The 26,438-nt window shown below is 61.9% G+C and carries 22 protein-coding genes and 1 tRNA gene; 16 read left to right on the top strand and 7 right to left on the bottom strand.

Translation table 11 applies throughout. The features are described 5' to 3' along the window. Positions 1-516: 516 nt before the first annotated feature. Positions 517-732 (bottom strand): hypothetical protein, encoded by a 216-nt coding sequence (locus tag V1286_RS25235; protein ID WP_334484033.1) that lies wholly within the window; start codon positions 730-732, stop codon positions 517-519. Between the two features lie 678 nt (positions 733-1,410). On the opposite strand from V1286_RS25235, the gene V1286_RS25230 reads away from it, so the two are divergent. The 3 genes from V1286_RS25230 (at position 1,411) to V1286_RS25220 (ending at position 3,163) form a co-directional block, all read left to right on the top strand. After that, positions 1,411-1,602, top strand: a complete 192-nt coding sequence (locus V1286_RS25230) for a hypothetical protein (protein ID WP_108518742.1) — start codon at positions 1,411-1,413, stop codon at positions 1,600-1,602. Further along, positions 1,599-2,705 carry a hypothetical protein gene (locus V1286_RS25225; protein ID WP_334484030.1) on the top strand — a complete coding sequence of 369 codons (1,107 nt, stop codon included), beginning with the start codon at positions 1,599-1,601 and terminating at the stop codon, positions 2,703-2,705. Before V1286_RS25230 ends, V1286_RS25225 begins: the two co-directional genes overlap by 4 nt. 128 nt (positions 2,706-2,833) lie before the next feature. Beyond that, positions 2,834-3,163 (top strand): GcrA family cell cycle regulator, encoded by a 330-nt coding sequence (locus tag V1286_RS25220; protein WP_108518747.1) that lies wholly within the window; start codon positions 2,834-2,836, stop codon positions 3,161-3,163. Between the two features lie 116 nt (positions 3,164-3,279). Here the strand turns inward: V1286_RS25220 and V1286_RS25215 are convergent, their stop codons facing one another. Both V1286_RS25215 and V1286_RS25210 read right to left on the bottom strand, forming a co-directional pair. Further along, complete coding sequence (locus V1286_RS25215) at positions 3,280-4,629, bottom strand: hypothetical protein (protein WP_334484025.1); 1,350 nt, start codon at positions 4,627-4,629, stop codon at positions 3,280-3,282. 207 nt (positions 4,630-4,836) lie between these two features. Next, the gene (locus tag V1286_RS25210; protein ID WP_334484023.1) at positions 4,837-6,621 is read right to left on the bottom strand and encodes an acyl-CoA dehydrogenase; all 1,785 of its coding nucleotides are present in this window, start codon (positions 6,619-6,621) and stop codon (positions 4,837-4,839) included. A gap of 278 nt (positions 6,622-6,899) precedes the next feature. Here V1286_RS25210 and V1286_RS25205 point away from each other — a divergent pair. Beyond that, positions 6,900-6,974, top strand: a tRNA-Gln gene (locus tag V1286_RS25205). Between the two features lie 316 nt (positions 6,975-7,290). Further along, entirely contained in the window at positions 7,291-8,148 is an 858-nt protein-coding gene (locus tag V1286_RS25200; RefSeq protein WP_334484021.1) for a hypothetical protein, read from the top strand. 1,147 nt (positions 8,149-9,295) lie between these two features. On the opposite strand, the gene V1286_RS25195 is transcribed toward V1286_RS25200, so the two are convergent. Beyond that, positions 9,296-10,645, bottom strand: coding sequence for an MFS transporter (locus V1286_RS25195; RefSeq protein WP_334484018.1), 1,350 nt, complete (start codon positions 10,643-10,645; stop codon positions 9,296-9,298). A 280-nt stretch (positions 10,646-10,925) separates the two neighbouring features. Between V1286_RS25195 and V1286_RS25190 the strand changes: the two genes are divergently transcribed. The 9 genes from V1286_RS25190 to kce all read left to right on the top strand — a co-directional run bounded on the left by V1286_RS25190 (position 10,926) and on the right by kce (position 20,886). Next, entirely contained in the window at positions 10,926-11,909 is a 984-nt protein-coding gene (locus tag V1286_RS25190) for an NADPH:quinone reductase (RefSeq protein ID WP_334484015.1), read from the top strand. 86 nt (positions 11,910-11,995) lie between these two features. Further along, positions 11,996-12,925 carry a LysR family transcriptional regulator gene (locus tag V1286_RS25185; protein WP_334484012.1) on the top strand — a complete coding sequence of 310 codons (930 nt, stop codon included), beginning with the start codon at positions 11,996-11,998 and terminating at the stop codon, positions 12,923-12,925. A 107-nt stretch (positions 12,926-13,032) separates the two neighbouring features. Further along, complete coding sequence (locus tag V1286_RS25180; protein ID WP_334484010.1) at positions 13,033-14,811, top strand: CocE/NonD family hydrolase; 1,779 nt, start codon at positions 13,033-13,035, stop codon at positions 14,809-14,811. Continuing rightward, a complete protein-coding gene (locus V1286_RS25175) occupies positions 14,808-15,686 on the top strand; it encodes an FAD binding domain-containing protein (protein ID WP_334484007.1) in 879 nt (292 codons plus the stop codon). Before V1286_RS25180 ends, V1286_RS25175 begins: the two co-directional genes overlap by 4 nt. After that, the gene (locus V1286_RS25170; RefSeq protein ID WP_334484004.1) at positions 15,679-16,167 is read left to right on the top strand and encodes a (2Fe-2S)-binding protein; all 489 of its coding nucleotides are present in this window, start codon (positions 15,679-15,681) and stop codon (positions 16,165-16,167) included. The genes V1286_RS25175 and V1286_RS25170 overlap by 8 nt, the downstream gene beginning before the upstream one ends. Positions 16,168-16,169: 2 nt before the next feature. Further along, complete coding sequence (locus V1286_RS25165) at positions 16,170-18,560, top strand: xanthine dehydrogenase family protein molybdopterin-binding subunit (protein WP_334484001.1); 2,391 nt, start codon at positions 16,170-16,172, stop codon at positions 18,558-18,560. A 9-nt stretch (positions 18,561-18,569) separates the two neighbouring features. Further along, the gene (locus V1286_RS25160) at positions 18,570-19,172 is read left to right on the top strand and encodes an SRPBCC family protein (RefSeq protein WP_334483998.1); all 603 of its coding nucleotides are present in this window, start codon (positions 18,570-18,572) and stop codon (positions 19,170-19,172) included. Continuing rightward, entirely contained in the window at positions 19,169-19,915 is a 747-nt protein-coding gene (locus V1286_RS25155; protein ID WP_334483996.1) for an SDR family oxidoreductase, read from the top strand. Before V1286_RS25160 ends, V1286_RS25155 begins: the two co-directional genes overlap by 4 nt. Before the next feature lie 38 nt (positions 19,916-19,953). Next, positions 19,954-20,886, top strand: coding sequence for a 3,5-dioxohexanoate:acetyl-CoA acetone transferase (gene kce, locus V1286_RS25150; RefSeq protein ID WP_334483993.1), 933 nt, complete (start codon positions 19,954-19,956; stop codon positions 20,884-20,886). A 444-nt stretch (positions 20,887-21,330) separates the two neighbouring features. Here the strand turns inward: kce and V1286_RS25145 are convergent, their stop codons facing one another. From V1286_RS25145 to V1286_RS25135, 3 genes are all read right to left on the bottom strand, one after another. Further along, on the bottom strand, positions 21,331-21,705 hold the full coding sequence (locus tag V1286_RS25145) for a nuclear transport factor 2 family protein (RefSeq protein ID WP_334483990.1): 375 nt from the start codon (positions 21,703-21,705) through the stop codon (positions 21,331-21,333). A gap of 147 nt (positions 21,706-21,852) precedes the next feature. Then, complete coding sequence (locus tag V1286_RS25140; RefSeq protein ID WP_334483988.1) at positions 21,853-23,061, bottom strand: ABC transporter substrate-binding protein; 1,209 nt, start codon at positions 23,059-23,061, stop codon at positions 21,853-21,855. A gap of 66 nt (positions 23,062-23,127) precedes the next feature. Next, complete coding sequence (locus V1286_RS25135; protein ID WP_334489879.1) at positions 23,128-24,069, bottom strand: NAD(P)H-dependent flavin oxidoreductase; 942 nt, start codon at positions 24,067-24,069, stop codon at positions 23,128-23,130. 293 nt (positions 24,070-24,362) lie between these two features. On the opposite strand from V1286_RS25135, the gene V1286_RS25130 reads away from it, so the two are divergent. After that, on the top strand, positions 24,363-25,115 hold the full coding sequence (locus tag V1286_RS25130) for an SDR family NAD(P)-dependent oxidoreductase (RefSeq protein WP_334483986.1): 753 nt from the start codon (positions 24,363-24,365) through the stop codon (positions 25,113-25,115). Positions 25,116-25,348: 233 nt separating this feature from the next. Next, positions 25,349-26,368, top strand: coding sequence for an NADP-dependent oxidoreductase (locus V1286_RS25125; protein ID WP_334483983.1), 1,020 nt, complete (start codon positions 25,349-25,351; stop codon positions 26,366-26,368). The last annotated feature ends 70 nt before the right edge of the window (positions 26,369-26,438 follow it).

Below are 26,438 nucleotides of genomic sequence, written 5' to 3'. Positions count from 1 at the left end.
GAAGCGTACGGCAAAACCGTGTGGTCCTGGCATCCGTGGCTGATGCTAAGCTGCCGGCGGCGCAATTGATCCAACCGGATCGGTTGAGCCATCAAGCCGGCAGCGACGGAGGCCAGAGGAATTCGGCTCCGGGGAGAGCACGGCATAAGCCGTCAAACCATTGCGCAGGGAATGCCGGAGTGCTCCGGCTGTACCTGTATGCTCGTGTGCGCACTTCCTTGTGCCCATTGCACACGAGACCGCGGGTGCAGCAAGCACCCGGCATTCCCTGCTCCCTCTGTTTTGAGGGAAAGGTTCATGCAAACCTCGGGCGCAGCGCGCCGCGAGAACGCGAAGTCACATTCAGTCGTGATCACCCGCGCATGCGGGTGATCCAGTATTCCAGAGATGTCAGTGATTGAAACGATAGGCCGCAGCGTACTGGATACCCCGCATGCGCGGGGTATGACAGCGTTGTGTGTGGCGCCACAGCGTGACGTAGCGCGGCGGATCAGCGGCAGCTTCGCCGCTACTGGCTCAGGCTTCGTTCTTCGGAACGTACTTCCCGAGCACGCATTTGTAGCGCTGCAATCGCCAGTCGCGATACGGCCCTTTGGCGAGCCAGTCGGCAATTCCGATCTGCGCGTTGACCGCGCAGGCGCTCATGGTGATGCCGGACTGGTCACTGGTGGTGACGACTTTTTCGAGACAGAGCTGGCTGTTGCAGAGAACGGCGACGAGAGTGACGAGCATGGTGACCTTCGTTGATAAGGAATATCCAATTCGTTCAGCTTCATTCAGCCAATGCAGGGTTCGTGCCAACATTGGTGCACGCCGTTTTTTTTGGACGCCCCTTACGCGAATTGACCTGCAAATACGCAACCCTTCCGTAGCCGTGCTTTTTTGCGCGGGACGGATACCAGCAAACGCCAGGGGATGCGAACTGTGCTGAGAGTAGGGGCGGGCATGGACGATTCGCAAAGCGTAGAACTACGGGACCGTGCCGGAATGGCTGTGACTGTCTTAACGCTGCAACAGTGCTGGATCGCCGTGTCTGGGCTCGCGATGATCGCACAGCTCGTAGGATGGGTAGAGCGCAGCGAAACCCCACCGTCCCGGGCGGCAATATTGATGGGTATCGCTGCGCTCCACCCATCCTACAAATTGGGCTCGCTCGCTACTGGGTTCGCTCGCGAACTCGCAAATTCAGATCGTCCGGTTGATTTCGTCTTCGACGCGCATTTCAGACTCAATCCGGACATCGCGCCATGTTCGCTTCACGCTCCACATGTAGAGCGGTTCCCTCCCGCGAGCAGGATGAGACATTAGTGCAACAACCATCGTCCTAAATTCCGGAAGGCGAATCGTTGGGCAGCGTCAGCCTGCCCGTGGAGATATAATCGCATCGACGAATCCGAAAAGGAGTTTTCGATGGCGAAATTTGCGGTTGGTGAGCAAGTCGAAAACGTTGCTAACGATCACGAGTCGGGCACGGTTGTCGCGGTGTTTCCGACCGTTGACGGAAGCTTCAGGTATGCCGTCGACACGGAAGGTTACGGCACACTCCAGTTCTTCGCCGAGGAGAAGCTGGCGTTTGCCGTTACGAGGCAGGGGGCCACATGACACGCCGCGCAACCACGCAAGCGATCTCCGCGACCGAACCGACGGAGGGCGACAGCGATGCTGTGCGCATCAGGCATCAGCTTGACGCCTGGGCCAATGCCTCACATCGCACGCCTCGATTGGTGGCGACGCCTATGGAAGACGTAAGCGTTGAATCATCCGGCGAGGCGCCGTTGCCGGCGACGAAACGCAGCCGCGCCTCTCCGGCATCCAAGGCCGCTAAAGGCACCAAGGCTAAGGCAGCCAGGACAGCCAGGACCAAGACGACCGAGGCCGATGGCGAGCCAGAGGCGCCCAACGCGCCGCTCGAGCCGCCAGAGTTTTCCGCACCCATCGTGCCGGAGGCCGTTCCCGCCACGCCGGAACGCGCCCGCGCCAGCCGCGCCTTTGCCCTTGCCGCAGCGCTCGCCCTGGCGACGGTTGCGGCATACTTTTCCGTCGCGGGCATGGCCGAGATATTTCCCGGCGCGCCGGTTGCGGTCATGGTGCTCGCCGCCACGATGGAAGCCGGCAAGCTGGTGATCGCCGGATGGCTGGCCGCGCATTGGCGCCGGACCAACTGGAAAATGCGTTTCGTTATGGTGGCCCTCGTTGCCGGCCTCGCGCTGATCAATGCCGCCGGTGTGTTCGGCAAGCTGGTCGAGGCGCATGTCAGCGTGGCGGCCACGTCGCGTTCCGGCGTCACCGAGCGCATTGAGGCGCTCGACGCCCGCGTCACGGCGCAAAAGGCTGCCGTTGCCGACCTGGACAGCCGCATTGCGCAGATCGACCGGGCCGTCGACGAATCGACAAGCCGCGGCCGGGTGACGCGGGCGATCAACATCGCGACCCAACAGCGCCTGACGCGGGATGGGCTGGATACGCAGCGGCAGGCGGCAACCGCAACGCTGGTCGGTCTGCAGGCGCAACGCGCGGCGCTGGCTGGTGAACGTTCCCGCGTCGAGGCATCCGCAGGCCCGATCCAGTATCTTGCGATGATGGTCGGCGTCGCGCCCGAAGTCGCGGTGCGGTGGCTGATATTGTTGATGGTGCTCTGCTGCGATCCGGCAGCGATCGCCTTGACGGTCGCGGCGGCTGGTTCGCGAGTTCGCGATCCGAAGTAAGAGCTGACCGCAGTCATCAACTTCGCGAGTGATGATGATGGCTGCATTAACGACGAGATCAACCATCGGCCAACGAACCATCAGCAACGACTCGCCTGACGCCGACATTCGGTGTATAAGTATCTCCCATGAGTTGGGATGCGAAAGACGTAGCACTGCTCAAAGAACTCTGGGCCGCGGGCTACAGCGCCGGTCAGATCGCAAGTCGACTGGGCTACAGCCGCAACGCAGTGAGCGCGAAGCTGAAGCGCTTGGGCCACAAGCGGGGTCACAAGCCACCGACGGCCAACCCCAGGATCGTGGCCGTGCCGACGCGAAGGCAGACGCTCGCAGCAGCCTGCGCCCGGCCAGTGGATAGGGTGGTGTCTACGCAGAAGCCTGTCGCAAAGCAGACCAGGGAGCTCACCAAGCGCGAGCTTTACGCCATGCTGGCCAATGCGGTCAGGAATACGGGCTGACGCTTGCTGCCGTCTGGTCGAGAGGATGGGTATGATTGATGCGCTCCTGACAGGAGCGTAGGCAGGGCAAGCTTGCAGTCTTCCCGCCGGGGGCGGGAAGTGCGTGCTTGAACCGGTCACATGGTCCGGCCTCTGGACAATTTCGCGGTTCTCGCGCCTTTGGACAATTTTACGTTTCGCGCGCGTTTGGCCACGCTGTGGTCGCCTCGAGCAGCCAGCCGCTTGCCTTTCTTGATTTTCGCTTCCGCCACGTGCGTTTTCGGCTTCGCTTCGGCCACCTGAGTCTTCGCGCCACCTCGGCGAGAGGTATATTCCTTGCCGTCGATCGGCGCCACGTGCGGCGGATCCCTGTCGAGATAGGGCCGTCCGATTCCAAATTCCTTGCCGCGTTCGTCGACCCATTTCCAGAGCTTTTCAGTCGAGACCCATCGCTGCGCCCGGGTCGCGCCCTTGACGCTCACGATGTCGGCCGCAAGCCCGCGGCCATAGCCGCCACGGGTACTCCCACCGTGGTAGGATCGATCGGTTGCGGCCTTGAGGCCGGTGGCGATCGATTGACGGTAGTCATCGCGGAACGCGCTGGTGATGCCGGGCTGCAGTCCAGCCTGCTCCGCCGCGTGGAGCGTATGAAACAGCTTTATCTTGAAACTCCGGTCCATGCCGCCGATCACGTAGTCCATCATCGCCATGCCGGCTTTGTCCGCCGCCTTCGGGTCTTTCCACCCAAACTCCTCGTCGACACGCCTGGTGAAGGTCCTGGTGACGGTCACCGTCTTGCCCTTCCGCTTGATCGTGACTTTCCGCCGCTCAGTCACCTTGATGGCGTCGATCTTGGGCGCCCGTTCGTAGAGCGCCCACAGGTACCGATCGATGCAGATCTCGGCTACCAGGCACTCCTCGTTGATTTCGATGGTGCTCACAGCCGGCAGGGCAGGCTCAGGCGCCGTTGCGACTTCCTCGGGCGAAAATACCTGCGACGGATCGGTTGAGGCCACCACAAAAGGCTTCGGCTCATCCGGGCTTGCCGTCGCGTCGGCGGTTTTCGCTGGCGCGGGATCAGGCATGCTCGCCTGCTTGCCCTCGGCGGACGGTGTTTCGGCCGGAACTACCTGTGACGATTCCGGCAGCGAGGCCACGACAAAAGGTTTCGGCTCATCCAGGCTTGCCGTCGTGTCGGCGGCTTTTGGCGTGGCTTCGGCGGCCGTTGCCGTCGCAACATCACCGATGGCGGCGTTCGCTACTACTGTCGCCTGCGGCATAACCGTAGGCTCGACGCTTGCGACCAGAGATGGTTCGTGGCGTTCCACGACTGTCTTTGCGCCGGCGTTCTCGACGGAAGCGCTGATGTGCTGGGTGGAAGCCGAACCGAAGCCTGCGAGCCAGGCGAGAACACAACTCGCGAGAGCCAAGCCCGCGACTAAATTGATGCGGCGCTGCGCCTTCGTTGCCAATCGCCATGGGTCCATGATCCGGCCTCCCCAGGCTCCGCATGAGCCCAATTACACAGCCAAGCACGCGACGACGCGCATTGTTCGCACTGCGAAATGAATGCGCAACTGCGGGAAGCTACGGGATCATCTAATTTTTTGAAAGTGTTGCTTCAATACAACGCGGGCAGCATGGAACTTGCTGTGTCATTTTGCGACGCATGCACATTCACGCGACTGCGTCACTTAGCCCAGCAACACCGCATCCGCGCCGTTCACGGCTTCCGCGCTGTCGGTGACCGTCTTCTCCAGCGATCCCGCTTGCACGGTGACGTTCTCGGCAAAAAACCGCGCCACCGTCACGTAGCGCTGCGGATCGCCGCCGGCTTCGCCGTTGCCCTTCGCGGCCAGCGCTTCGCCGGCCAGCATGCAGCCGCCGAGCGTCGAGCCGAACAGGCGCAGATATGGCGTGGCGCCGGCGAGCGCGTCGTTCGGCGCGGACGCCACGCGTTCCAACAGCCACTTGCTGGCGCGCTCCAGCGAGCCGAGTGCATCGCGCAGTTTCGCGCCTGTGGTCCCGAAGGCGGGATCGTTCGTGGCCTCGACCTGCTTGACGATGCCGCTGAGTTCATCGAGCAGGGCCCAGACCGATGCGCCGTCGTTCGCAGCGAGTTTGCGCGTGACGAGGTCGATCGACTGAATGCCGTTGGTGCCCTCGTAGATCGAGGTGATGCGCGCGTCGCGATAATGCTGCGCGGCGCCGGTCTCCTCGATAAAACCCATGCCGCCGTGGATCTGCACGCCGAGATACGTCACCTCGTTGCCGATGTCGGTGGAGAAGGCTTTTGCAATCGGCGTCAGCAGCGCGCCGCGCGCGGCGGCCTCGGCCCGCACCCTGGCATCCGTGGCGCGCGTGGAAATGTCGAGCGCCACCGCCGTGGCGTAGCAGATCGAGCGGGCGGCGGCCGTCAGGCTGCGCATCTGCAACAGCATGCGCTTGACGTCGGGATGCACGATGATCGGGTCGAGCCCGTCGCCCTTCTTGCCGACGGCGCGGCCCTGCTTGCGCTCCTGCGCAAAGGCCAGCGCCTGCTGATAGGCGCGGTCGGCAATGCCGACGCCTTCGAGGCCGACGCCGAGGCGGGCCTGGTTCATCATCGTGAACATGCAGAGCATGCCGCGATTTTCCTCGCCGATCAGGTAACCGACGGCGCCGCCGTGATCGCCCATCGTCATGGTGCAGGTGGGGGAGGCGTGCATGCCGAGCTTGTGCTCGACGCCGGACGGATAGATGTCGTTGCGCGCGCCCAGCGAGCCGTCGGCGTTGACCATGAATTTCGGAATCAGGAACAGCGAAATCCCCTTGGTGCCCGCGGGCGCATCGGGCAGGCGGGCGAGAACGAAATGCACGATGTTATCGGTCATGTCGTGGTCGCCATAAGTGATGAAGATCTTGGTGCCCTTGATGCGGTAGGTACCATCACCAGCGCGCTCGGCGCGGGTACGCAGCGCGCCGACATCGGAGCCGGCCTGCGGCTCGGTGAGCTGCATGGTGCCGGTCCATTCGCCGGAGACGAGTTTCTCCAGATAGATCTGCTTCAGCTCCTCGCTGCCATGGGCGTCGAGCGCCTCGATGGCGGAGAGCGTCAGCAGCGGGCAGAGGCCGAAGGCGATGTTCGACGCGCTCCAGATTTCGGTGCAGGCGGCATTGATCGCCATCGGCAGGCCCTGGCCGCCAAAGGCTTCCGGGCCCGACACCGCGTTCCATCCGCCGGCGATCCAGCGCTGATAGGCGTCCGGCCAGCCGGGCGCGGTCGTCACCTTGTCGTCGGCGAGCTTGATGCCGTGTTCGTCGCCCACTTTGTTCAGCGGCGCCAGCACGTCGCCGGCGAATTTGCCGGCTTCCTCCAGCACGGCCGCGGTGATGTCGCCGTCGAAATCGCCGTAATGACCGGCCTTCACGGCCGCCTGCAGGCCTGCGCCGTGGTTGAGGGCGAGCAGGATGTCGGAGATCGGCGCGCGGTAAGTCATGACGATAATCTCGCTTTTTGGCTAATGGCTGCCGCCGTCTTCCCACGAAACCGGGGTTCTCTCAACTCTCCGCTAGGCGGTATTCGCCCCGCCCGGGGGCGGGAAAACCGGCCCGGCGCACCCAAAGCAATGACCCTTTATATAAGGGTAGATCGACGGGGCCCGATTTTGGGGTGAAATTCGGCCCCGCAGCCTGTTGAAATAGCGTTGCTCCCTCTATAGACCGGCGGTGCCGGAACAGGTCGCGCTGGTCGATCCCATGTTCCGGCCCGGACTGTTGGGGCGTAGCCAAGCGGTAAGGCAGCGGATTTTGATTCCGCCATTCGGAGGTTCGATCCCTCCCGCCCCAGCCAGTTGATATTGCTCAGCAATCGCACTTTGTTCTGGGGGTTCATTCTGAACGGCTGGCTGCTGCTCATTCTGAACGTCTGTCGCCATTTCGTTCGCCAGCCTGTGCGCGTGCCTCTTGCGGGTTGCTGCCAGGACGCGCTTCTCAGTGCGCTTCGCGTAGCCGATGTAGCTCTGCCGCGTCCGGTGCGCCGACAGCGCACGGCCCTGTCCGTCGGTCAGCTCTGCCTCCTCCAGCTCAGTCATGCCGCCGTGCCGGCAGGCGTCGAAGGTAAAGTGCGACGGCAATCCTAGCTTCGCGCGCATGCGCTGCACCTTGTGTTGCATCGTGCTGAAACTGAACGGCTTGGCCTTACCTTCCTCGAGTTCGTACAGGATCATTGGGGTGCCGAGACGCTTCAACTGCGACAGTACCTCCTCAGCTTCCTCATAAAACTTGACGTCGCCATCTTCGAGCGGATGGTCGACGATCTCACCGGTCTTGTGATGCTCGATGCGGATCGTGGGCTTGGGACCGGTACGGTAGCCGCTCCATTTGATATGTCCGGCGATGACGTTTTCTGGGCGCTGCAGCCACTCGAAACAAATGACGGCGACCGCCGCCGCCTCGATCTCGCCGTGCTCGATGCAGCCATGGGCAAATGTGTAGACCTCGTCTCGCGTCACGGCCGGCTTTTTCTTTTTCACGCGCGTCTTCATTGTGACGCCGACCCATGGGTTCGGAACGTCCTTCGGAAATTCGTCTGGGAAGAGGCGACGGACCACACGCCAGGCTTTGCGGCAGAGCACGACCAGCTTTTCGCCCGTCCTCAGGCGCTCACCGTCTTCGCGCTCGATGAACTTGTCGTAGAGCTTGTCAGCGGCGCGTGGCGTGATCGCTTTGACAAGGCGGTCACCGACGCGATCCCCTTTCCTGGTGAGTGTGTTGCAGACCTGATCCATCGCCCATTCATAATCATCGCGCGAACGCACCGCGACCTTATCGAGATAGGCCCTGCTGATCTTGTACTCTCGGAACAGCCAATCAACCGTGCCGTACTTCGGTATATTGGGCGCGCTGATCGGAAGCCCCTTGCGCTGCGTGTCCCATTCATCGAACTGGCCGTTCAGTACACCTGCGCGCTTCGTCATCACGCCGAAGTCGGTGCCAAGCGGCTCGTTCTCGACTGGGCACTTTAGCTTTCGGTACTTTGTCGGCACATTATAGTAGTAAGCCGTTTCGCCGCCCGCGAGCTGTTTGGGAATGACGTGGCGGGGCAATGGCACAGTCACAGTCACAAATCCTCGGCGAGATCGTTTTGCACTATGCTTGGCGCTATCGCCGCATCCAGATCGTCGATCAACCATAGCCGTCTACGCCCTTCTGCCACACGAGGCAGAGGATAATCCTTTCCGACCCGTTTGAGGAAGTCGTCTACGGTCGTCTCACCGCAATATCCTGCGGCCAGTTCGGCCTGCATACGCCGAGGCCAGCAGCCCACCGGAATGATCGATGGACGCCTCGGGCGGGTCAAAATACAAGCCCTCTCGCACTCCATTGCAGCGAAAGGTCAGCCTCTGCGTTGCCATGGTCCCAATCACCTCCGTCGACGCCGCCCCATCTAGTGGGACGCTCATCCAACGATGTGTGCACCTCTCTCGCAATGTGTGCGTTTGGCATCGGCTTGCATCTAAGAGAAGTGATTGGCGCTCTATCCAGCGATCTTGCAGCAACATCAGATGGAGAAAACCTGCCGCAAGGAAGACTATTTTCATCTCCGGCGGCATTTGGCGTCCCTAGCGCAGAAACGAAAAGATTGCCGAGGTTGGAGGGGGATGCTGAGTCAGAGGAAGGGCGCCAACCTCCAGCCCGCATCGTGGCCCCGATTTGCCATGGCGCTAATCAGGGCTTGGACGATCTATCGAAGGAGCGAGAAATAAATCAGTGCTGCTCGCGGGCCACGCGGGCAGGCTCGGTAGGGATGGTTCTTCTGAATTCGTTTCGAAAGCTGGATGGTACCCTCGACCAGACCGTCATGAGCGGGAGGATATCGACGAGCTTTGTTGATTTTGCTGCGTTTTCGTCGCGATTCGATCGCGTTTGTTGCGGTTCGTTGGGTTCGTTTCTGGTGCGAAACTGGTGCGGTGGGGCGCTCGAGCTTTCATCGCGTAGCTCAAGGCAAATCCGGCCCCAAGGTTGAGCCTGCTGGTCGGCGACGTGATCACGCCCGGGGAAGGTTGAGTTCAGATCGCGTGCTCGATCCGCGTCAACTTGAGCCGAGGGGGGAAGGGTGGCGTTCGTGGACGCCACCCTTCGAGCAAAATCCGAGACCGTGCAGATCCGGCTCTACTGCGGTAGCGCTTCGTCTCTCGTCTCCCTCCCGATCGCAACCGCGAGGATGCTGAGCAGAGCAAAGCAGGTCATGACGCCCGCGGCCGTGCCGAAATTGCCGCCGAAGGGCGCAACGAGGAGCCCGGCAACCAGCGGGCCGAAGCTCGTGATGATACGACCCGTGCCATTGCAGAACGACACGGCAGTGGCGCGCACGTGCGTTGGAAAGAGCTCCGGCAGGTAAATGGCATGGCCCGAGAAAACGCCCCATACGAAGTAGCCGAAGACGAAGAGCAGGTACGGGTAGACGGAATAGCTGTCGACCACAAAGTAGAGGTAGAGCCCGACCGCCAGCGTGCCGACATTGTAGAGGGCAACCGTCGCGCGGCGTCCGATCGCGTCGGCGATAAAACCGAAACTCGCGTAGCCCAGGATGCCGCCGATGCCCCAGAGCTGCATGCCCGAGGTCACGCGGCGAATGGCATCGGCCCCGGTGACGCCCTCGCGCTCGAGCATCAGGCTCTGGATGGTCGGCAACCAGATCAGGCTGGTCCAGATCGAGAGCAGTGTCCCGAGGCAAAAGAGCAGGCCGACCATTGTGTTGAAGCGCAATTCGCGGCTGAACAGCTGCAAGGGTACGAATTGCAGGAATTTGCGGTCCTCTGGCGCGGTCGCGTCACCCGCCGCGCGGGCGGCGGCCCGGCGCGCCTTGACGGCTTTGAATGGCTCCGGCTCCACCATGCCACGGCGGAACAGGAACAGCAGAACCGCCGGCGCGACGCCCGCGAAGAAGACGTAGCGCCAGCCGAACGGTGCGAGCTGGCCGTAGACTGAGGCGCCGAGCAGGCTGCCGAAGGCGCCGCCCGTCATCATGATGCCGGCGACCTTGGCACGATGCTGATGCGCGAATGCTTCGATCAGGAGCGGAATGCCGACGATGATTTCGGCACCGGCGCCCACTCCGGCCATGAATCTGTATATGCCGAGTTCGAATGGCGACTGCGCAATACCTTGCAGCCCGGTAAAGGCGCTGAAGATCAGGATGCTTAACGCAAGCGTCCGAACCCGACCGATGTAATCGGCCACAACGCCGAACACAAAACCGCCGAAGGCCCAGCCGAGCAGGCCGACCATGCTGAGCAACCCGCCGAGCCGGCCGATCTCCGCAAGGCTTGCCTGCGCACCAAGCAGTTCGGTCAGCGCGGGCCGGAGCACATAGGAGAACAGTCCAAAATCCGTCGAATCCAGCACCCAGCCGAGCCAGACGACCAAAAAGACGCGCCATTGATACGGCGTGATCTCGCGGACCCAGCTCCATGACGTCCAGGACGTCAACGATCCTTCCGCAGGCGAAATCTGCTCCATGGATACCTCCCTCAGCTCCGGCCTTTTCGGCTTTCGTGTCCGAAGGGATAGCGGGTCGCAAGCAAGGCCAGGAAATACTGTCTCGGCATGATGGGCATACGAGCTTGGCGCGCAGGAGCGGTCGACCGGCCCACGCTGACGCGTATGACGGGCATGCCAAGAGAGCATTTGCCGAAAGGCTCACGGGAGCGGCAATTTCCCGCAGAGAACCACAGGCTCGACGTGGCCCTTCGCCTCAGCGCTGACGGGTTCTCAAGTGTCGGGTCGAACGGAGGTATCGATGCGCGCCGCATTCTATGATCGACAGGGCCCCGCTCGGGAGGTGTTCCAGATTGGCGAGCTGCCCACCCCGGAGCCAGGAGCCGGCGAAGTTCGGGTCAGGCTGCGCACCTCGGGTGTCAATCCGTCGGACTGGAAGGTGCGCAAAGGCGGCTTCGGTCGAGGTCTCGTGGCGCCGCTGATTGTCCCGCACAGCGATGGTGCAGGAGTGGTCAATGCCGTGGGGCCGGGCGTCGCGGCGAGCCGGATCGGCGAGCGGGTCTGGATCTGGAACGGGCAGTGGAAGCGCGCATTCGGCACCGCCGCCGAATATATTACCTTGCCGAGCGATCAGGCTGTCGTTCTTCCCGAGACGACGGCTGACGACGCTGGTGCTTGCCTTGGCATTCCGGCCCTGACCGCGCTGCACGCTGTTTGTGTCGCTGCTGTCGGTCCGGGGTCGAGCGTTCTCATCGCCGGCGGCGCCGGCGCGGTCGGGCACTACGCGATCCAGTTCGCCAAATTGCGGGGCGCCCGCGTTCTGACGACCGTCAGCGGAGCTGAAAAGGCAGCGCATGCCTCGACCGCTGGCGCGGACGCGACCATCAACTACCGCGATGAGGATGTCGTGGAGCGCGTGAAATCGCTTACTGAGGGGCGGGGCGTTGATGCCGTCGTCGAGATGGACTTGACCCGCAACGCCAAATATTACCCTGGCGCGCTGCGCCCATTCGCAAGGGTCGTGGTTTACGGTATGTCGGGGAGCGAGGCCACGCTGCCCAGCCTCTGGATGATGCAGAACAGCATTCTCCTGCGCTTCATCTTCATCTACGAGATCACGGCAGAAGACCGATCGGCCGTCCTCGCCGAACTGACCGATCACCTTGCCGCGAACCGTCTCAAACATACCATCGCGCGCCGGCTGCCGCTGGCGCGGATAGGCGAAGCGCATGACCTCGTCGAAGGCGGTGAACTGATCGGAAATGTGGTCCTCGACGTTGCGTGAGCCCATCCTCTCTATCGCCGTTCTAGTTCGCTCCTGTTAGGCTCAGCCTCCGCGCCCATATGGTGCGCTCGAGCATGGAACGTGCGATGAACGTAAGGCAGTTGCGCTTCTTCCTTCAGATCGCGGAGATCGGCAGCGTCACGCGCGCGGCCTCCTTTCTGCATATCGCGCAACCGGCCCTCTCGCGCCAAATCCGCCAGCTCGAGGATGAGCTCGGCGTCACCTTGTTTCAGCGCTCCGATCGGGGCGTTGTCCTGACCGACGCTGGACGCCTTCTGCGTGATCGCGCGGTTGCACTCCTGCGCCATTTTGAGCGGGTGCGGCAGGAGGTACGGGACGAATTCAACGAGCCCAGCGGCGAGTTGACTGTCGCTATGCCGCCTTCGATGTTCGATCTTGTGACCCTGCCTGCGGTCACGTCCTATCGTGAACGTTATCCGAACGTTCAGCTCAGGGTGATCGAAGGAATCAGCGGTATCCTAAACGCATGGTCGATGGTCGAACTCGGAAGGGCGGATCTCGCGATCGTCACCAATATCGAGCCGCTCGCAACCCTTGATACCGCCCCCTTCTTGCACGAAGCCCTTTGCCTGATCGGTCCCAAGGGTGCGGGTCTCGATCCCGACAAGCCTGTCGGGCTCGAGGAGGTGGCGCGCCATCCGCTGATGACGCCGAGCCGACCGAACAGCTTGCGGCTCATCATCGAAACTGCGCTCGCCCAGCGCAAGCTGCCGCTCGATGTCAAGCTGGAAGGCACTACGCCCCATCTTCTCCTCGGCCTGGTCGAGCAGGGGGCGGGCTTCGCCACCTTGCCGTTTTGTTCGGCCTATCGTCGTCTTCGCGAGGGCCGTGTCTGCCTCGCGCCGATCGAGGGTGTCGAAGTGTCGTGGACCTTGATCCAGGCCCGTGAACAACCGCTTTCGACGGCAGGAGAACGCATGAAGTCGCTCTTGCGCGACGTCGCCACCGAGCGCGTCGCCGCCGGCGAGTGGAAGCTGTGTCGGGTTGCACCATGACGGATATGCCTTTCATGCCGAGATAGTATTTCCTGCGGTCACTGTCATTCCGATAGCCCTCACTGCGCGGGGCGCCGCGCTCCGGTCGAATTCATCGGAGCGAAGCCATGATGCCGCAGGACCAAACCGCACAGATTCTCGATCGCGCGCCCGGATTAGGGGCAAGCATGACGATCGACTGGGATGTGCCGCTTGAAATGGACGATGGTGCTGTGCTGCGCGCCGACGTATTTCGTCCGGCAAAAGCCGGCAAGTTTCCGGTGGTCCTCAGCTATGGTCCCTACGCCAAAGGCCTCTCCTTCCAGGAAGGCTATCCGACTGCGTGGGAGAGCATGGTGATGCAATTCCCGGAAGTCGAGCGCGGCTCAAGCGGGCTTTATCAGGCATGGGAGGTGGTTGATCCGGAAAAATGGGTACCACATGACTATGTCTGCGTGCGCGTCGACGGGCGGGGCGCTGGGCGCTCGCCAGGGTTTCTCGAACCGTGGTCGCCGCGCGAGACAGCCGACCTTTACGGTTCCATCGAATGGGCGGCCGCACAAAACTGGTCCAACGGTAAGGTCGGCCTCAACGGCATCTCCTACTACGGTATGAACCAGTGGCAGGTGGCTTGCCTCAAATCACCTCACCTGGCAGCAATCTGCGTATGGGAAGGCGCAGCCGATTTCTATCGCGATGTCAGCCATCATGGTGGCATCTATTCGACCTTCGTCGCCAACTGGTATCGCAAGCAGGTCACATCGGTGCAGCATGGGCTCGGTGCGCGGGGTCCGCGCAGCCGCGCCACCGGCGAGCTCGTGTGCGGACCGCAGACTCTCGGCGAAGCGGAGCTCGCCAAATCTCGGTGTGACCTCGGTGCCGACTTTTTTGCGCACCCTCACGACGATGGCTATTTCCGCGTGCGCTCGGCGCAGTTCGAGAACATCGATATCCCCCTGCTCAGCGCCGCGAATTGGGGTGGTGCCGGACTGCACCTGCGCGGCAACGTCGAAGGTTTCCTCCACGCGGCCTCGACGCAAAAATGGCTTGAAATTCATGGCCGCGAGCATTGGACCGAGTTCTATACGGACTACGGCATTTCACTGCAGAAGCGCTTTTTCGATCATTTCCTCAAGGGCTTGGACAATGGCTGGGATCGCGAGCCGCCGGTCAGACTGCAGATCCGACATGTTGACAGCTTCCTCGAGCGTGCCGAGGATAGTTGGCCGCTAGGCAACACGCGCTGGACCCAACTCTACCTCAATGCCGACGCGTTGACGCTCCGCGACACTGTTCCGGCCAAAACAACGCGTGTCAGCTATGAGGGGTTCGGCGATGGCGTGACCTTCCTGCTGCCGCATGCCGAGAAGCCAGTGGAAATCACCGGCCCGCTCGCGGCCACGCTCTACGTATCTTCGGAAACTATCGACGCCGACCTGTTCGTGATTGTCAGGGCTTTCGCGCCGGACTTGCGCGAGATCGTCTTTCAAGGCGCGCTTGATCCGCACACACCCGTCGCGCAGGGCTGGCTGCGCGCCTCGCACCGCAAACTGGACCCGGCGCGATCCAGGCCCTGGCGTCCCTATCATAGCCACGACGAACGCCAGCCGCTCGTGCCCGGCACGATCTATCGCCTCGACATCGAGATCTGGCCAACCTCGATTGTCCTGCCCGCGGGTTATCGCCTCGGTCTTACCATCCGCGGGCGCGATTACGAGTATCCGGGCCCAGCGGGGCAACTTTCCAACATTGCTAATCCGATGCGCGGCTGCGGGCCATTCCTGCACGATGATCCTCGCGATCGCCCAGCCGATATCTTCGGCAAACGTGTGACGATCCACTGCGGCCCCGAAACGCCGTCGAGCCTGCTGGTGCCGATCATTCCGCAGCAAGGCAGCGCGCGATGAAGCCGGCGCCCTTCGCCTATCATCGCCCGGCGAGCATGCCTGAGGCGATCGCGCTTCTCGCCAGGCTGGGTGACGCCAAGCTCCTTGCGGGTGGGCAGTCGCTTGTGCCGATGCTGAACATGCGTTTCATCAGTCCCGACCACCTGATCGATATCAGCCGGATTGAGCAACTCGCCTTCCATGAATTGACCGACGACGCGCTCCACATTGGCGCGATGACCCGGCAGGCGGAGCTTCTCGCCTCGCCGTTGGTCCGGCGGCATTGCCCGCTTCTCGCCGAAGCACTTGTACACGTAGGCCACCAGCAGACCCGCAGCCGGGGTACGATCGGTGGCAGCTTGTGTCACCTCGATCCTGCCGCCGAGATTCCGCTCGTCGCGCTGGCTCTCGATGCCACCCTTACCGTGGTCGGAGCGAAAGGTGAGCGGAAGGTGCCGATGAACGATTGGCCGGCCGGCTACATGATGCCGGAGCTGGCGGCGGACGAAATACTGACCGCAATTCGCATGCCGAATGTGCAGCCAGACGAAGGCCACGCCTTTATCGAATTTGCCCGCCGGCGTGGCGATTTTGCCATCGTCGCCGTGGCGGCGGTCTTGCGCATCGGGCAGGACGGCCGGATCAGCTCGGCTGCGATTGCGCTTGGCGGCATGGGGGGCGCCGCCTTCCGGCTCCGCGACGCCGAGCACTTCCTCGTTGGCGAACTACCACGGCTTAGCGAAATCCGTCGCGCGGCTCACGCGGTCGCGCATGTCGACGTTTCCGATGACGCTTACTATACGGGCGCCTATCGGCGCCATCTTGGCGAGGTGCTTGTCGAGCGGGCGCTCCTGCGAGCCGCCGAGCGTGCGGGTAGTGGAGGCCGCGATGTCTGAGCTGCATGCAATCGCTTTGGCGGTGAACGGTCGGAAAGTCGATGCCAAAGTGGAGCCGCGTCGGCTGCTTGCGGACTTCCTGCGCCGCGATCTCGACCTCACCGGTACCCATATCGGTTGCGAACATGGCGTGTGCGGCGCCTGCACAATCCTCGTCGATGGCGTGCCGGTGCGATCCTGCCTGATGTTCGCGGTACAGGCTGACGGCTGCGAGGTCGTCACGATCGAAGGGCTCGCCGGAGAGGACGGCAGGCTTTCGCCGCTGCAACAGGAGTTTCGCGAGCATCACGCTCTGCAATGTGGATTCTGTACGCCCGGCGTTCTGATTTCGCTGACGGGCCTGCTTGACGCCAGCCCCGACCCCGACGAAGCCACCATCCGCGACGTCGTCAGTGGCCATATCTGCCGCTGCACCGGCTATCAGGCGATGATCGCTGCCGCGCGTGCAGTGGGCGGGCGCGTCGCCTCCGGACGGAGCTGACGATGGCAACACGCTATCTCGGTGCCGCCGTACGACGCGTCGAGGATTCTCGCCTTCTCAAAGGCGAAGGGTGCTACCTCGACGATCTTGCGCTGCCCGCGGGACTCGAGACGGCTTTCGTGCGCAGCACGATTGCACACGGTCTCATCCGCGCGGTCGACGCGTCAGCTGCTCGCGCCTTGCCTGGCGTCCTTGCCGTCTATCTCGCAGAGGATCTCGGGCCGTCCGCCAGACGGCCGATGCCGCTGGCGGCGCCACACCCGCTTCTTACCCAGCCCCGCACGCAGGCGCCGTTGGCAACGGACGAGGTCTGCTATGTCGGCCAGCCGATCGCGCTGGTCGTTGCCGACAACCGTTACATTGCCGAGGACGCCGCAGCGTTGGTCGCGATCGACTATGACCCGCTGCCAGTCATCACCGATTGTCGGCGCGCGCTCGATTCCGCCGCCGCACTCGCTCATCGAGGAGCGGACCACAATCGCGCCGCCACGCTGACAGCGCGTTTCGGCGACGCCGCTGCCGCCTTCGCCGGCGCGGCGTTTAGCGTGGTCGAGCGGATCGAGATGGAGCGGGGTGGCGCGCATAGTATGGAGGGACGCGGTGTCGCCGCCATGCCATCACCCGATGGCATGGGCATCACATTGTGGAGTTCTACGCAGGCGCCCTACATGATCCGACGCCTGCTTGCTGCGCACCTTGACTGGGATGAAAGCCGGATTCGTGTGATCGCGCCGGATGTTGGAGGCGGCTTCGGACCGAAGGCCGTGTTCTATCCCGAAGAAGTCGTGATTCCGCTCGCTGCGTTGAGGCTACGCCGGCCGGTGCGTTGGGTCGAGGATCGGCGGGAACATTTTCAGGCGACGACGCAGCAGCGGTTGCAGGCCTGGGATGTCGAGGTCGCTGCGGACGTTGCGGGCCGGCTCATCGCGATCCGCGGGCGAGGCGTCCACGACGCCGGCGCCTTCGTTCCCTACGGCGTGCTGCTTCCGCTCAGCTCGCTCTGGCCTTTCCCGGGTCCTTACGCACTGGAGGCGCTCGATCTTTCGCTCGACGTCGTCTTCACCAACATGGTGCCAACCTCTCCGGTGCGCGGTGCCGGTCGCCCGTACGCCAACTTCGTCATCGAACGTCTCGTCGATCGTGTCGCCGATGCGCTGGCGCTCGACCGCGCCGAGATACGCCGCCGCAACTTCATCCCGCGCGACAAGTTCCCCTATGCGACCGGCATGACCTACCGCGACGGTTCTAAAGTCACCTACGACAGCGGCGATTTCGAAGCCTGCCTCACCGAGGCGATGCGCCGCGCCGAGTATGCCGACTTCGCGACGCGGCGTGCGGCTGCGGCCGAGCGAGGCCTGCGTCGCGGCATCGGTCTTGCCAGTTACGTCGAAGATACAGGCGCCGGCCCGTTCGAGGGCGTCAGCGTGCGGGTGCTGCCAAATGGCCGTGTACACGCCGTGACCAGCGCGGCGAGCCAAGGCCAGGGGCACGCGACCATCATCGCCCAGATCTGCGCCGATGCGCTGGGCATCTCTCCCGATCTCGTTACGGTGACGTCCGCCGATACCGACGCGCTCGCGTACGGCATGGGAACCTATGGCAGCCGCGTCGCTGTCGCCGCTGGCTCGTCCGCGCTCAATGCCGCCGCTGCGGTGCGCGCCAAGGCGCTGCGGCTGGCGGCGAGCCTGCTGCAATGTGCGAGCGACGACCTGACAATCGCTGAGGGCAGGATCGTGCGCCGTTCCGGCCCGGCCGACACAGGGCTCGACCTTGCGCTGCTTGCAGCGCGGCTCGCGGGAACACCCGGCATCCCGTTGCCGGACGGCTTCGCTCCCGGGCTCGAAGCGACCGACTATGCCCCGATTGCCGCGACGGCGACCGCGAGCGGCACCCATATTGCGGAAGTTGAGGTCGATCCGGCGACGGGCGCGGTCGCCGTTGTTGCTTATGTGGTGGCTCACGATTGCGGCAACGTGCTCAACCCGCTGCTGGTCGACGGACAGATTCTCGGCGGCGTGGTCCACGGCATCGGCAATGCCCTGTTCGAGCAAATGGTCTACGACCCAACCGGGCAGCCGCTCAGCTCGAACTATGGCGAGTACCTCTTGCCGCTCGCCTCCGAAATGCCCCGCATCGACATTGCCCATATCGAGACACCGAGTCCACACAACCCGCTAGGCGCCAAGGGCGCCGGAGAAGGCGGCACCATCCCTGCGGCCGCCGCGCTCATCTCGGCGCTCGAAGACGCTCTACGCGGGGAAGGTGCCCGTTTCTCCAAACATCCCGTCTCGCCTGAGGACGTCATCGAGGCGATCCAGTTGGGACGCTGCGTAAGGGAGGTTGTCCCGTCAGCCAGCCCTGGCGGCGGCCTCCTGGAAATTGCTGGCGGCTGAGGAGCGATCATGCGGCTTGAGAATAGTTTCGACGTGCAGCGCCCGGCCGATACGACCTGGCAGATCCTGCAAGACGTCCCGGCAATAGCGCCTTGCGTTCCCGGCGTGCGGCTGACCGAGGTCATCGACGACCGCACGTTCCGCGGCGTCGGGGAAGTTCGACTCTGCCCGGTTCAGCTTGCCCTCAGAGGCGAGGTACGCCTCGAGGAGCTGGACCCTGCGGCGCGGACCATGATGATCCGCGGCGCGGGGCGTGACTCGAAGGGGCGTGGCGGGACCGAGGCGACTGTGCGTGTCTCTCTCGCGCAGATCGGAATCGCGACGACACGGGTGGCGCTCGTCACCAGCGTCGAGCTGAGTGGATCGATCGCGCAGTACGGGCGGGCGAGCGGTGTCATCCATGGGGTCGCAAGAGAAATCACCGCGCAGTTCGCGGCAAATCTCGATGCGCTGCTCGCGGCTGAGCCGCCTGGCGCCGAACCAGCGGCCCGTCCGGTTCTCGCTGCGCGCTCACCATCGCTGCCCGCGATTGTTTTCCGCGCCGTCATTGGGCTCGCGCGTGCGCGACTGACAGCGCTGTTTGCGCGCCGTAGAGCCGGAACTGGACAATGACCGGGATTATGATCGTGACGGGAGCGAGCCGGGGCATCGGCGCAGCCATCGCGCGGAAGGCGGCCGTCAGCGGCTACGCAGTTGCCGTGAATTATCACCGTTCGGCCGCCGCCGCCGAGGCGGTCGTCGCCGACATCCTGACCGCTGGGGGGCGGGCGGTCGCGCTTTGCGCAGACATATCGCGCTCCGAGGAGGCGGCGCGGCTGTTCGCAGAGGTCGATCGCGAACTTGGCGCGCCCGATGTCCTCGTCAACAATGCGGGCATGATCGGCGCGCCAACGCCCATTGAGGCGGCGAGCGCGGCACATCTTGCCGACGTCTTCGCGGCGAACGTCCTCAGCATGTTCTTCTGCTGCCGCGAGGCGACGCTGCGGATGTCATGCCGGCGCGGAGGAAACGGCGGCACGATCATCAACATGTCGTCGGTCGCAGCGCGCCACGGTGGGCTGCCGAATGAAGCACACTATGCTGCGAGCAAGGGTGCGATCGATAGCCTGACACTCGCGCTCGCCAAGGAGCTTGGACCGCAAGGAATTCGCGTCAACGCCGTCCGCCCGGGACTGATCGACACGGCGATCCACGACGCGCATGGCGGCAGGGCGGCAATTGATGCGCTTGCACCCGGCGTGCCTCTCGGCCGCGCCGGGACTGCGGAGGAGGTCGCAGACAGCGTCATGTGGCTGGTCTCCAGCGCGGCCGCGTATGTTCATGGTGCCTTGGTCGATGTGTCGGGCGGGCGCTGATTTCACGCCGCGCCGTCGCGACCAGCTTTCAGGGAAGGATGTTCATGAGTCGCAAGACGATCATTACCTGCGCCGTCACGGGGTCGATCCACACGCCGTCGATGTCGCCACATCTGCCGGTAACGGCCCAGGATATCGCCGATTCGGCGATCGAAGCCGCCGACGCCGGTGCGGCGATCGTCCACCTGCATGCGCGCAATCCCGTGACGGGCAAGCCGGACCAGCGGCTCGAGGCATTCGCGCCCATCCTCAGCGTAGTCAAGCAGCGCTCAGGGGTTGTCATCAACCTGACAACCGGAGGCGCGCCGACGATGAGCGTCGAGGAGCGGCTGCAACCGGCGGCCCACTTCAAGCCCGAGATTGCCTCGCTCAACATGGGCTCGATGAACTTCGGGCTCTACCCAATGCTGAACCGGTTCAAGACATTCAAGCACGATTGGGAGCGGCCCTATCTCGAAGGATCGAACGACCGCGTCTTCAAGAACACCTTCAAGGATATCGAGTACATCCTGCGTACCTGTGCCGGCAATGGTACGCGCTTCGAGATCGAGTGCTACGACATCGGGCACCTTTACACGCTTGCTCACTTCCTCGATCGCAGGATCGTCGAGCCGCCGCTGTTCGTGCAAAGCGTGTTCGGTATCCTCGGCGGCATCGGCCCGCACCCCGAAGACGTCGCTTACATGAAGCGAACGGCCGACCGCTTGTTCGGCAGGGATTACGCCTGGTCAGTGCTCGGCGTCGGACGCCATCAGTTGTCGATCGCTGCGATGGCCGCGACCATGGGTGGCAATGTCCGCGTCGGGCTCGAGGACTCGCTCTGGGCGGGCAAAGGCCGGCTCGCAAGCTCGAACGCCGAACAAGTTCGGCTCGTCCGCCAGATCATCGAAGGGCTTGGTCTCGACATTGCGAGCCCCGATGAGGCGCGCGACACCCTGAAGCTCAAGGGCGGAGGCAAGCTCGAAGTGTGACGCGATCCGGCTCGCAGATTGCCGAAAGGGCGAGAACAGGGCCCTTTCATCGAACGGATCAGGGAAGCTTCAGCCCGCGGATCGTGGTCCTGCTTTTCTCATAGAACCCGGGATTGGAGAGTCTGCTGCCAAGACCGTTCGCGGGCAGTTCGATATGCGATTGCAAATAGCCGTCCGGCCGTTTCGCACGAGAGGGCCGCCGATTCTGCGATGTAAAGGTAGAAAACATAGTCAGTTCGCGATGGGAACATTAGCTTAGTCGTACTGAACTACGCGTTTCTGGTACGCTGACTCAGATGAGCACTAAAGCAACGGGAGCTAAGCCGTTGATTTACTGGTGGGCCCGGCAGGACTCGAACCTGCAACCAGACCGTTATGAGCGGCAGAATATCGATCATCCCAAAACGCAACATGAGTGAGCTCAAAATGCAAATTTCTTAGAGTTCAATTTGGATCTTTTGCAGATGGCGCAAAGGTAGTAATTTTCGAAATCTTTCCGTCGCGATCGACGGTGATTTGGTCACCTCCTCGAGCAAACTCCTCGCCATCGGCCTGAATGATAACCCAAGTTAATAGAGCCACATTGTGGTGCGAAGAGACACCGCCTATTTCAAAATGGCCTCCCGGGAATCTCTCATGAAACGTGGCCATATCTTCAACGACTTGCGATCGACCGGTGCACAAATCATGTCTAGCGGTCTGATACTCTATGTTCTCACTCAAAACTTCGTTGGCGATTTTCAAGCGCTGCTCAATCGAGGTCGTATTCCATGCGCTTAGATATTTTTCGTACAGCTTCCAGGCTTCGTGATTAGTCATAACTGATCCATCTCTTTTTCGCTGTATCCGGAGCTGCTTGTGCAGAAGCCGAGATCATAAAACTCACTAAACTCATTAGGAGGCGCGAGAGTTGGCAGGTGCGCTGGCAAATCTCCTGGCATTTACAAAAGCGCGATTGTTCAGTCATCACGTGGCTGACCCGTCGATTAGATCGCCGAAGCGCTCCCAATGCGTGCCGGTCCACCTTTGAAGTTGCATTTGTCGTATCGGACGGAAATTTTTCGAGTCGGTGTTGACCATAATGCCGGGAAGCAAGCATGAGAGCGCCAAATTGCGAATGTTCGTTGCCTCCTTCATGATGTTCTCACGCGAAAAATTCCCGTCGCACTGCTTGAGAACATGCAGCGCGGTCTCGGCGACGCTATAGGCGAAAACATAGTTCGAATCACCCAAATCTGCATTCGGCATATATTGCTTCATAAACCTGCGAAATGCGTTCATGCCGGGGTCATCCTTCCAGGCGGGATCGCCGTTGTCTTTCAGATAGCCGGTAGAAACGACGCCTACTGCCTTCTCGGGTCCCACAGGATTGATCACAGCCGCAACGGAAATTCCTGTGTTGGTGATCAACGTCAACGGCTTCCAGTTCAGCTCATAGATCTTTCTGATCGCCTGGGCCACGTATTTGGGCGTTGCGGTAATCACTAGAACATCGGCTCCAGAGTCGTGCAATCGGACAATCTGACTCTCGACTATGGGGTCGCTCGTTTCGTACGTTGCCACTCGAACAACCTTCTTATCGAAGTTGCCTCCCCATACCGACCTCAGTCCTGCAACGTAATCCTTGCCGGCATCTTCCGATGAGTGCAGCATGGCGACCCGTCCGTTCGGTCTCTCAGCATCAACATACCGCGCGTAGATTGATGCCTCGGTACGGAAAGTAGGCTGCCACCCAATTGACCACGGAAGCGCATCCGGTTGGCTCCATTTGTCCACGCCGGCCCCCACGAACAACTGCGGCACTTTCCGTTGATTCATGTACCGCTGAACGGCCAACTGCGGAGCACTGCCGATCCCGTTGAGTATGAACGCTACCTCATCGCTCTCCACGAGGCGCCGCGTTTGCTCGACCGTCTTGGGCGGACTGTAGGCATCATCGAGCGAGATGAAGTTTATCTTGCGTCCTGAAATGCCTCCGTTGTCGTTTACCTGCCGGAAGTATGCGCTCAGTGCCTGGCCGATCACGCCGAACGCAGACGCAGGACCGCTGTAGGGCGCCGTATTGCCGATCTTGATTTCGGTCGAAGTAACGCCGGGCGTCTCCGAAGCCGACGCACGTCTATTGACTCCAAGAGCAGTAGCCGCCGCAAGCAAGAGTAGAGTGCGTCGATCCATGGCGTTTCTCCCTTTCGATTCCTTATTTTTCCAACTCACGTCGAGTGCGATCGTGCGGCTCACCCACTACCGCGATAATTCAACTGCTGAAGTATCGGAAAGACTTGACCCCGCGATCCGAACGTTTCCGTTGTGCCTATGGGGGTCTACCTGAAGTCGCTCCGCGGCCGAGAAATACTCATGCTCGGTTCTCTCGACCAACTCAGCAACTGTCGGAATGTCGTCTATCGAGCCGACGCCCTGTCCGGCGCTCAGAATATCGCGCCAGCGCTTATGGTCAGATAGCAACTCCGCAAGACTTGCGCCCGGCTTGTCACTGCCAACCGGCTTGTCCGGAAGCGTCTGTCTCAGCCAGTTGGCCCCGAGACCATCGATTTCAGAGGAATATACGACGTCCCGAATGTCGGATTCGATCACCAACTGCTTCATACGCTCGGACGCGATGCTCTCCTTGGTGTTTACGAAGCGAGTGCCGAGGTATCCGAGGTCCGCGCCAGCAGCTATCGCTCCCGCAAGGGAATGACCGTTACCGATACAGCCGGACAGGATAAGCGCCTTATCGCCCAAGAGGGGTTTCAATTCGCCTATGAAGGCAAATGGATTATACGTGCCCGAATGCCCGCCGGCACCCGCGCACACGGCGATTATCCCATCCACATTCGCGTCGAGTGCCTTCTTTGCGTGCCGTACATTTATCGCATCGTGAAAGACAAGACCCCCATATGAGTGCACGGCGTCCGTCGCCTCTCTCGTTATTCCTATGGCGCTGATCAAAATAGGCACCTGATACTTAACGGTCAGCGCGATGTCTTCCTCCATGCGCTTATGCGTGTGATGAACCGCGAACTGTATCGCCCAAGGCGCATCAGCGTCCGTAAGGCGCGATCGGATATCTTTCAGCCAAGCCTCGCATCCCTCGGAGGTGCGCTGATTGAGGCTTGGAAAGCTTCCTACCAATCCGGCCCGGCTGGTCGCGACTACTAGGTCAACGCCCGAAACCAGGAACATCGGCGAAGCTATGGCGGGGAGTCGCAAACGACCCTTCAAAGCGGGGGGCAGCATCCAGAACCTTCTCTGCTCGTTGCAGGTTGAGCGGTAAATCTAGAATACAATAAATTGACTATTGCGTCAATTAGATCGTATCGTGGCCGTTGCAACCGGCTCCTCGATCGTCCAATCAAGGCCGTCGATAGGAGAGTTGCGTCTGGCGATCTGCGTTTCCTGAAAGCGAGGTTGGCGTGTTGAACTTGCTACCATCGAACGGCGCTGCTCCCAGGCCGGGACGACTGGAGGGTCGCCGCGTGCTTGTCGTCAAAACCGAGCAGCACGATGTCGCGCTTGCCGCGGCTCCCACAGAAGCGACAATGAGTCGTCTGTTTGCCCGCGAAGGCGCGCGGGTCGCGATTGCCGACCCCGACGAGAGAGCTGCTATGGAGACTGTCGACCGGATCCAGGGCGATGGAGGAGATGCGTACGCCATAAGAGCCGATCTCGCCTTTGAGGCCGACGTAGGCTGGATGATGCGCGAAGCGTGCAAAGCCTTGGGAGGCGGCCTTGATGGGCTAGTATTGAATGCTGTCAGCGGAGGTAACGTCGAGCATCATCAACTCGATGCGCAGGAATGGACGCGCATTTTCGATCTGAATGTACGTGGCCCGATGCTATGTTGCCGCGAAGCGCTATCCAATTTCAGGGACGGCGGCTCGGTCGTCTTCACCGCCTCGATAAATGGCCCTGGGACGGGCCGGCAAAGGATGGCGTACGACGCGGTCGGAGCAGCCATCGTCGGACTCATGCGAAACATCGCCGAGGAAGTGGCCTCGCGCGCTATTCGAGCAAATCTCGTGTATTGCGGCCCTCAATGCGCGCCGCCCTGCTTTGGCCCCGACGCTTACACTCTCTTCGACCATGATCGCATGGCGCCTGGCAGCCGAGCAGCCGCGGCAGCCATCGCCAACGCGGCGCTGTTCTTTCTCTCCGATGAAAGCGCCGGCGTCACCGCGCAGATGCTTACGGTCATGCACAGACATGATCGCGCCAGGTTCGAAGGTTGATCGGCGATAAGGACATCTGTCGATTGAGGCCCGGATCGGCAACGAAGGATCGATCGCTTGGGTCAAAAGGCAAAATGTACTCGCCGATTGGACCGAATGCGACCGCCGAAAGCAATGTATGCGCCGCCGTTTATCGGCGGTCACGTCCCATCATCGAACGCTTAGCCAAACGCGTTCAAGGACCATACGCAGGGACGTTACCATCGTCGACGCAAACCACGAGGAGCGAAAAGATGCCGCAACCGGGTCGTACGAACGCACACGTCTTGCTTGCCAAGCGCCCGACAGGATGGGTCGATGAATCCTGCTTCCGGATCGAAGATCGTGAGGAGCCGTCCTGTGGACCCGAAGACGTGCTCGTCCAAGCGGTCTGGTTGTCGGTGGATCCCTATTTGCGGGGCCGGATGAACGAAGAAGCCTGGTACGCGCCCAGTTTCGAAGTTGGCGAGCCTCTAGCTTCGCGCGTTGTAGGTCGCGTCCTTCAGTCTAGAAACGCGCGTTTCAGCCAAGGAGATTATGTGTGGGGCTTCCTGGACTGGGCCGAACGCACCGTGCTACCGCGTGGGGAGGGCCTCCACTTGATCGACCCCGCACTAGGCCGTCCAACCCTGGCGATTTCCGCTTTAGGCATGCCGGGTCTCACCGCTTGGGTAGGCGCGATAGAGTTGGGTCAACCGCAACCCGGCGACACCGTGTACATCTCATCAGCCGCGGGCGCGGTCGGTCAGTTGGCAGGGCAGTTCGCCAAGCGCGCCGGCGCGCGCGTGGTCGGCTCGGCTGGCAGCGACGAAAAGGTGTCCTTCGTCCAGACGAAATGCCGGTTCGACGCGGCGTTCAACTACAGGACGCGGGCAATGGATGAAGCGCTGCACGAACTGTGCCCAAAGGGGATTGACGTCTACTTCGATAATGTGGGCGGAAGTACGCTAGAGGCTGCACTGCGCCATGCAAATGTAGGAGCGCGCTTTCCGATATGCGGAATGATATCCGAGTATAACGCGGTCAACGAAAGCGGTATCAAGGGAATGCAGGCGATGTTCGCAAAGCGCATCGCAATGACCGGATTCATGGTTTCCGACCACGTGCATAAGCTTGCTGCGTATCAAACTCGAGTAGCCGCGTGGCTGCAGGCTGGCGAGATATATTTCCATGAGGACATCGTTCAAGGGTTGGAGCAGGCGCCTTCAGCGCTGATCAGCATGATGCGTGGGACTGCCATCGGCAAAAGGCTGGTCCAAATTGTTCCGCAATAGGGCTTCACAAGCGGGGAATTGAGCTACGCGCCAGTGGTTCGCGCCGTTCTCCGGTCGGCGACCATGAAAT

Source organism: Bradyrhizobium algeriense (assembly GCF_036924595.1).
GTDB lineage: Bacteria > Pseudomonadota > Alphaproteobacteria > Rhizobiales > Xanthobacteraceae > Bradyrhizobium > Bradyrhizobium algeriense.
The sequence above is the reverse complement of the archived record's forward strand: the minus strand, read 5'-3'. Positions and strand labels throughout refer to the sequence as shown.

Excerpts from the sequence above, each read along its gene's own strand:
- V1286_RS25235 (WP_334484033.1), bottom strand. The coding sequence starts at position 732 with ATGCTCGTCACTCTCGTCGCCGTTCTCTGCAACAGCCAGCTCTGTCTC.
- V1286_RS25230 (WP_108518742.1), top strand. The coding sequence starts at position 1,411 with ATGGCGAAATTTGCGGTTGGTGAGCAAGTCGAAAACGTTGCTAACGAT.
- V1286_RS25225 (WP_334484030.1), top strand. The coding sequence starts at position 1,599 with ATGACACGCCGCGCAACCACGCAAGCGATCTCCGCGACCGAACCGACG.
- V1286_RS25220 (WP_108518747.1), top strand. The coding sequence starts at position 2,834 with ATGAGTTGGGATGCGAAAGACGTAGCACTGCTCAAAGAACTCTGGGCC.
- V1286_RS25215 (WP_334484025.1), bottom strand. The coding sequence starts at position 4,629 with ATGGACCCATGGCGATTGGCAACGAAGGCGCAGCGCCGCATCAATTTA.
- V1286_RS25210 (WP_334484023.1), bottom strand. The coding sequence starts at position 6,621 with ATGACTTACCGCGCGCCGATCTCCGACATCCTGCTCGCCCTCAACCAC.
- V1286_RS25195 (WP_334484018.1), bottom strand. The coding sequence starts at position 10,645 with ATGGAGCAGATTTCGCCTGCGGAAGGATCGTTGACGTCCTGGACGTCA.
- V1286_RS25190 (WP_334484015.1), top strand. The coding sequence starts at position 10,926 with ATGCGCGCCGCATTCTATGATCGACAGGGCCCCGCTCGGGAGGTGTTC.
- V1286_RS25185 (WP_334484012.1), top strand. The coding sequence starts at position 11,996 with ATGAACGTAAGGCAGTTGCGCTTCTTCCTTCAGATCGCGGAGATCGGC.
- V1286_RS25180 (WP_334484010.1), top strand. The coding sequence starts at position 13,033 with ATGATGCCGCAGGACCAAACCGCACAGATTCTCGATCGCGCGCCCGGA.
- V1286_RS25175 (WP_334484007.1), top strand. The coding sequence starts at position 14,808 with ATGAAGCCGGCGCCCTTCGCCTATCATCGCCCGGCGAGCATGCCTGAG.
- V1286_RS25170 (WP_334484004.1), top strand. The coding sequence starts at position 15,679 with ATGTCTGAGCTGCATGCAATCGCTTTGGCGGTGAACGGTCGGAAAGTC.
- V1286_RS25165 (WP_334484001.1), top strand. The coding sequence starts at position 16,170 with ATGGCAACACGCTATCTCGGTGCCGCCGTACGACGCGTCGAGGATTCT.
- V1286_RS25160 (WP_334483998.1), top strand. The coding sequence starts at position 18,570 with ATGCGGCTTGAGAATAGTTTCGACGTGCAGCGCCCGGCCGATACGACC.
- V1286_RS25155 (WP_334483996.1), top strand. The coding sequence starts at position 19,169 with ATGACCGGGATTATGATCGTGACGGGAGCGAGCCGGGGCATCGGCGCA.
- kce (WP_334483993.1), top strand. The coding sequence starts at position 19,954 with ATGTTCATGAGTCGCAAGACGATCATTACCTGCGCCGTCACGGGGTCG.
- V1286_RS25145 (WP_334483990.1), bottom strand. The coding sequence starts at position 21,705 with ATGACTAATCACGAAGCCTGGAAGCTGTACGAAAAATATCTAAGCGCA.
- V1286_RS25140 (WP_334483988.1), bottom strand. The coding sequence starts at position 23,061 with ATGGATCGACGCACTCTACTCTTGCTTGCGGCGGCTACTGCTCTTGGA.
- V1286_RS25135 (WP_334489879.1), bottom strand. The coding sequence starts at position 24,069 with ATGTTCCTGGTTTCGGGCGTTGACCTAGTAGTCGCGACCAGCCGGGCC.
- V1286_RS25125 (WP_334483983.1), top strand. The coding sequence starts at position 25,349 with ATGCCGCAACCGGGTCGTACGAACGCACACGTCTTGCTTGCCAAGCGC.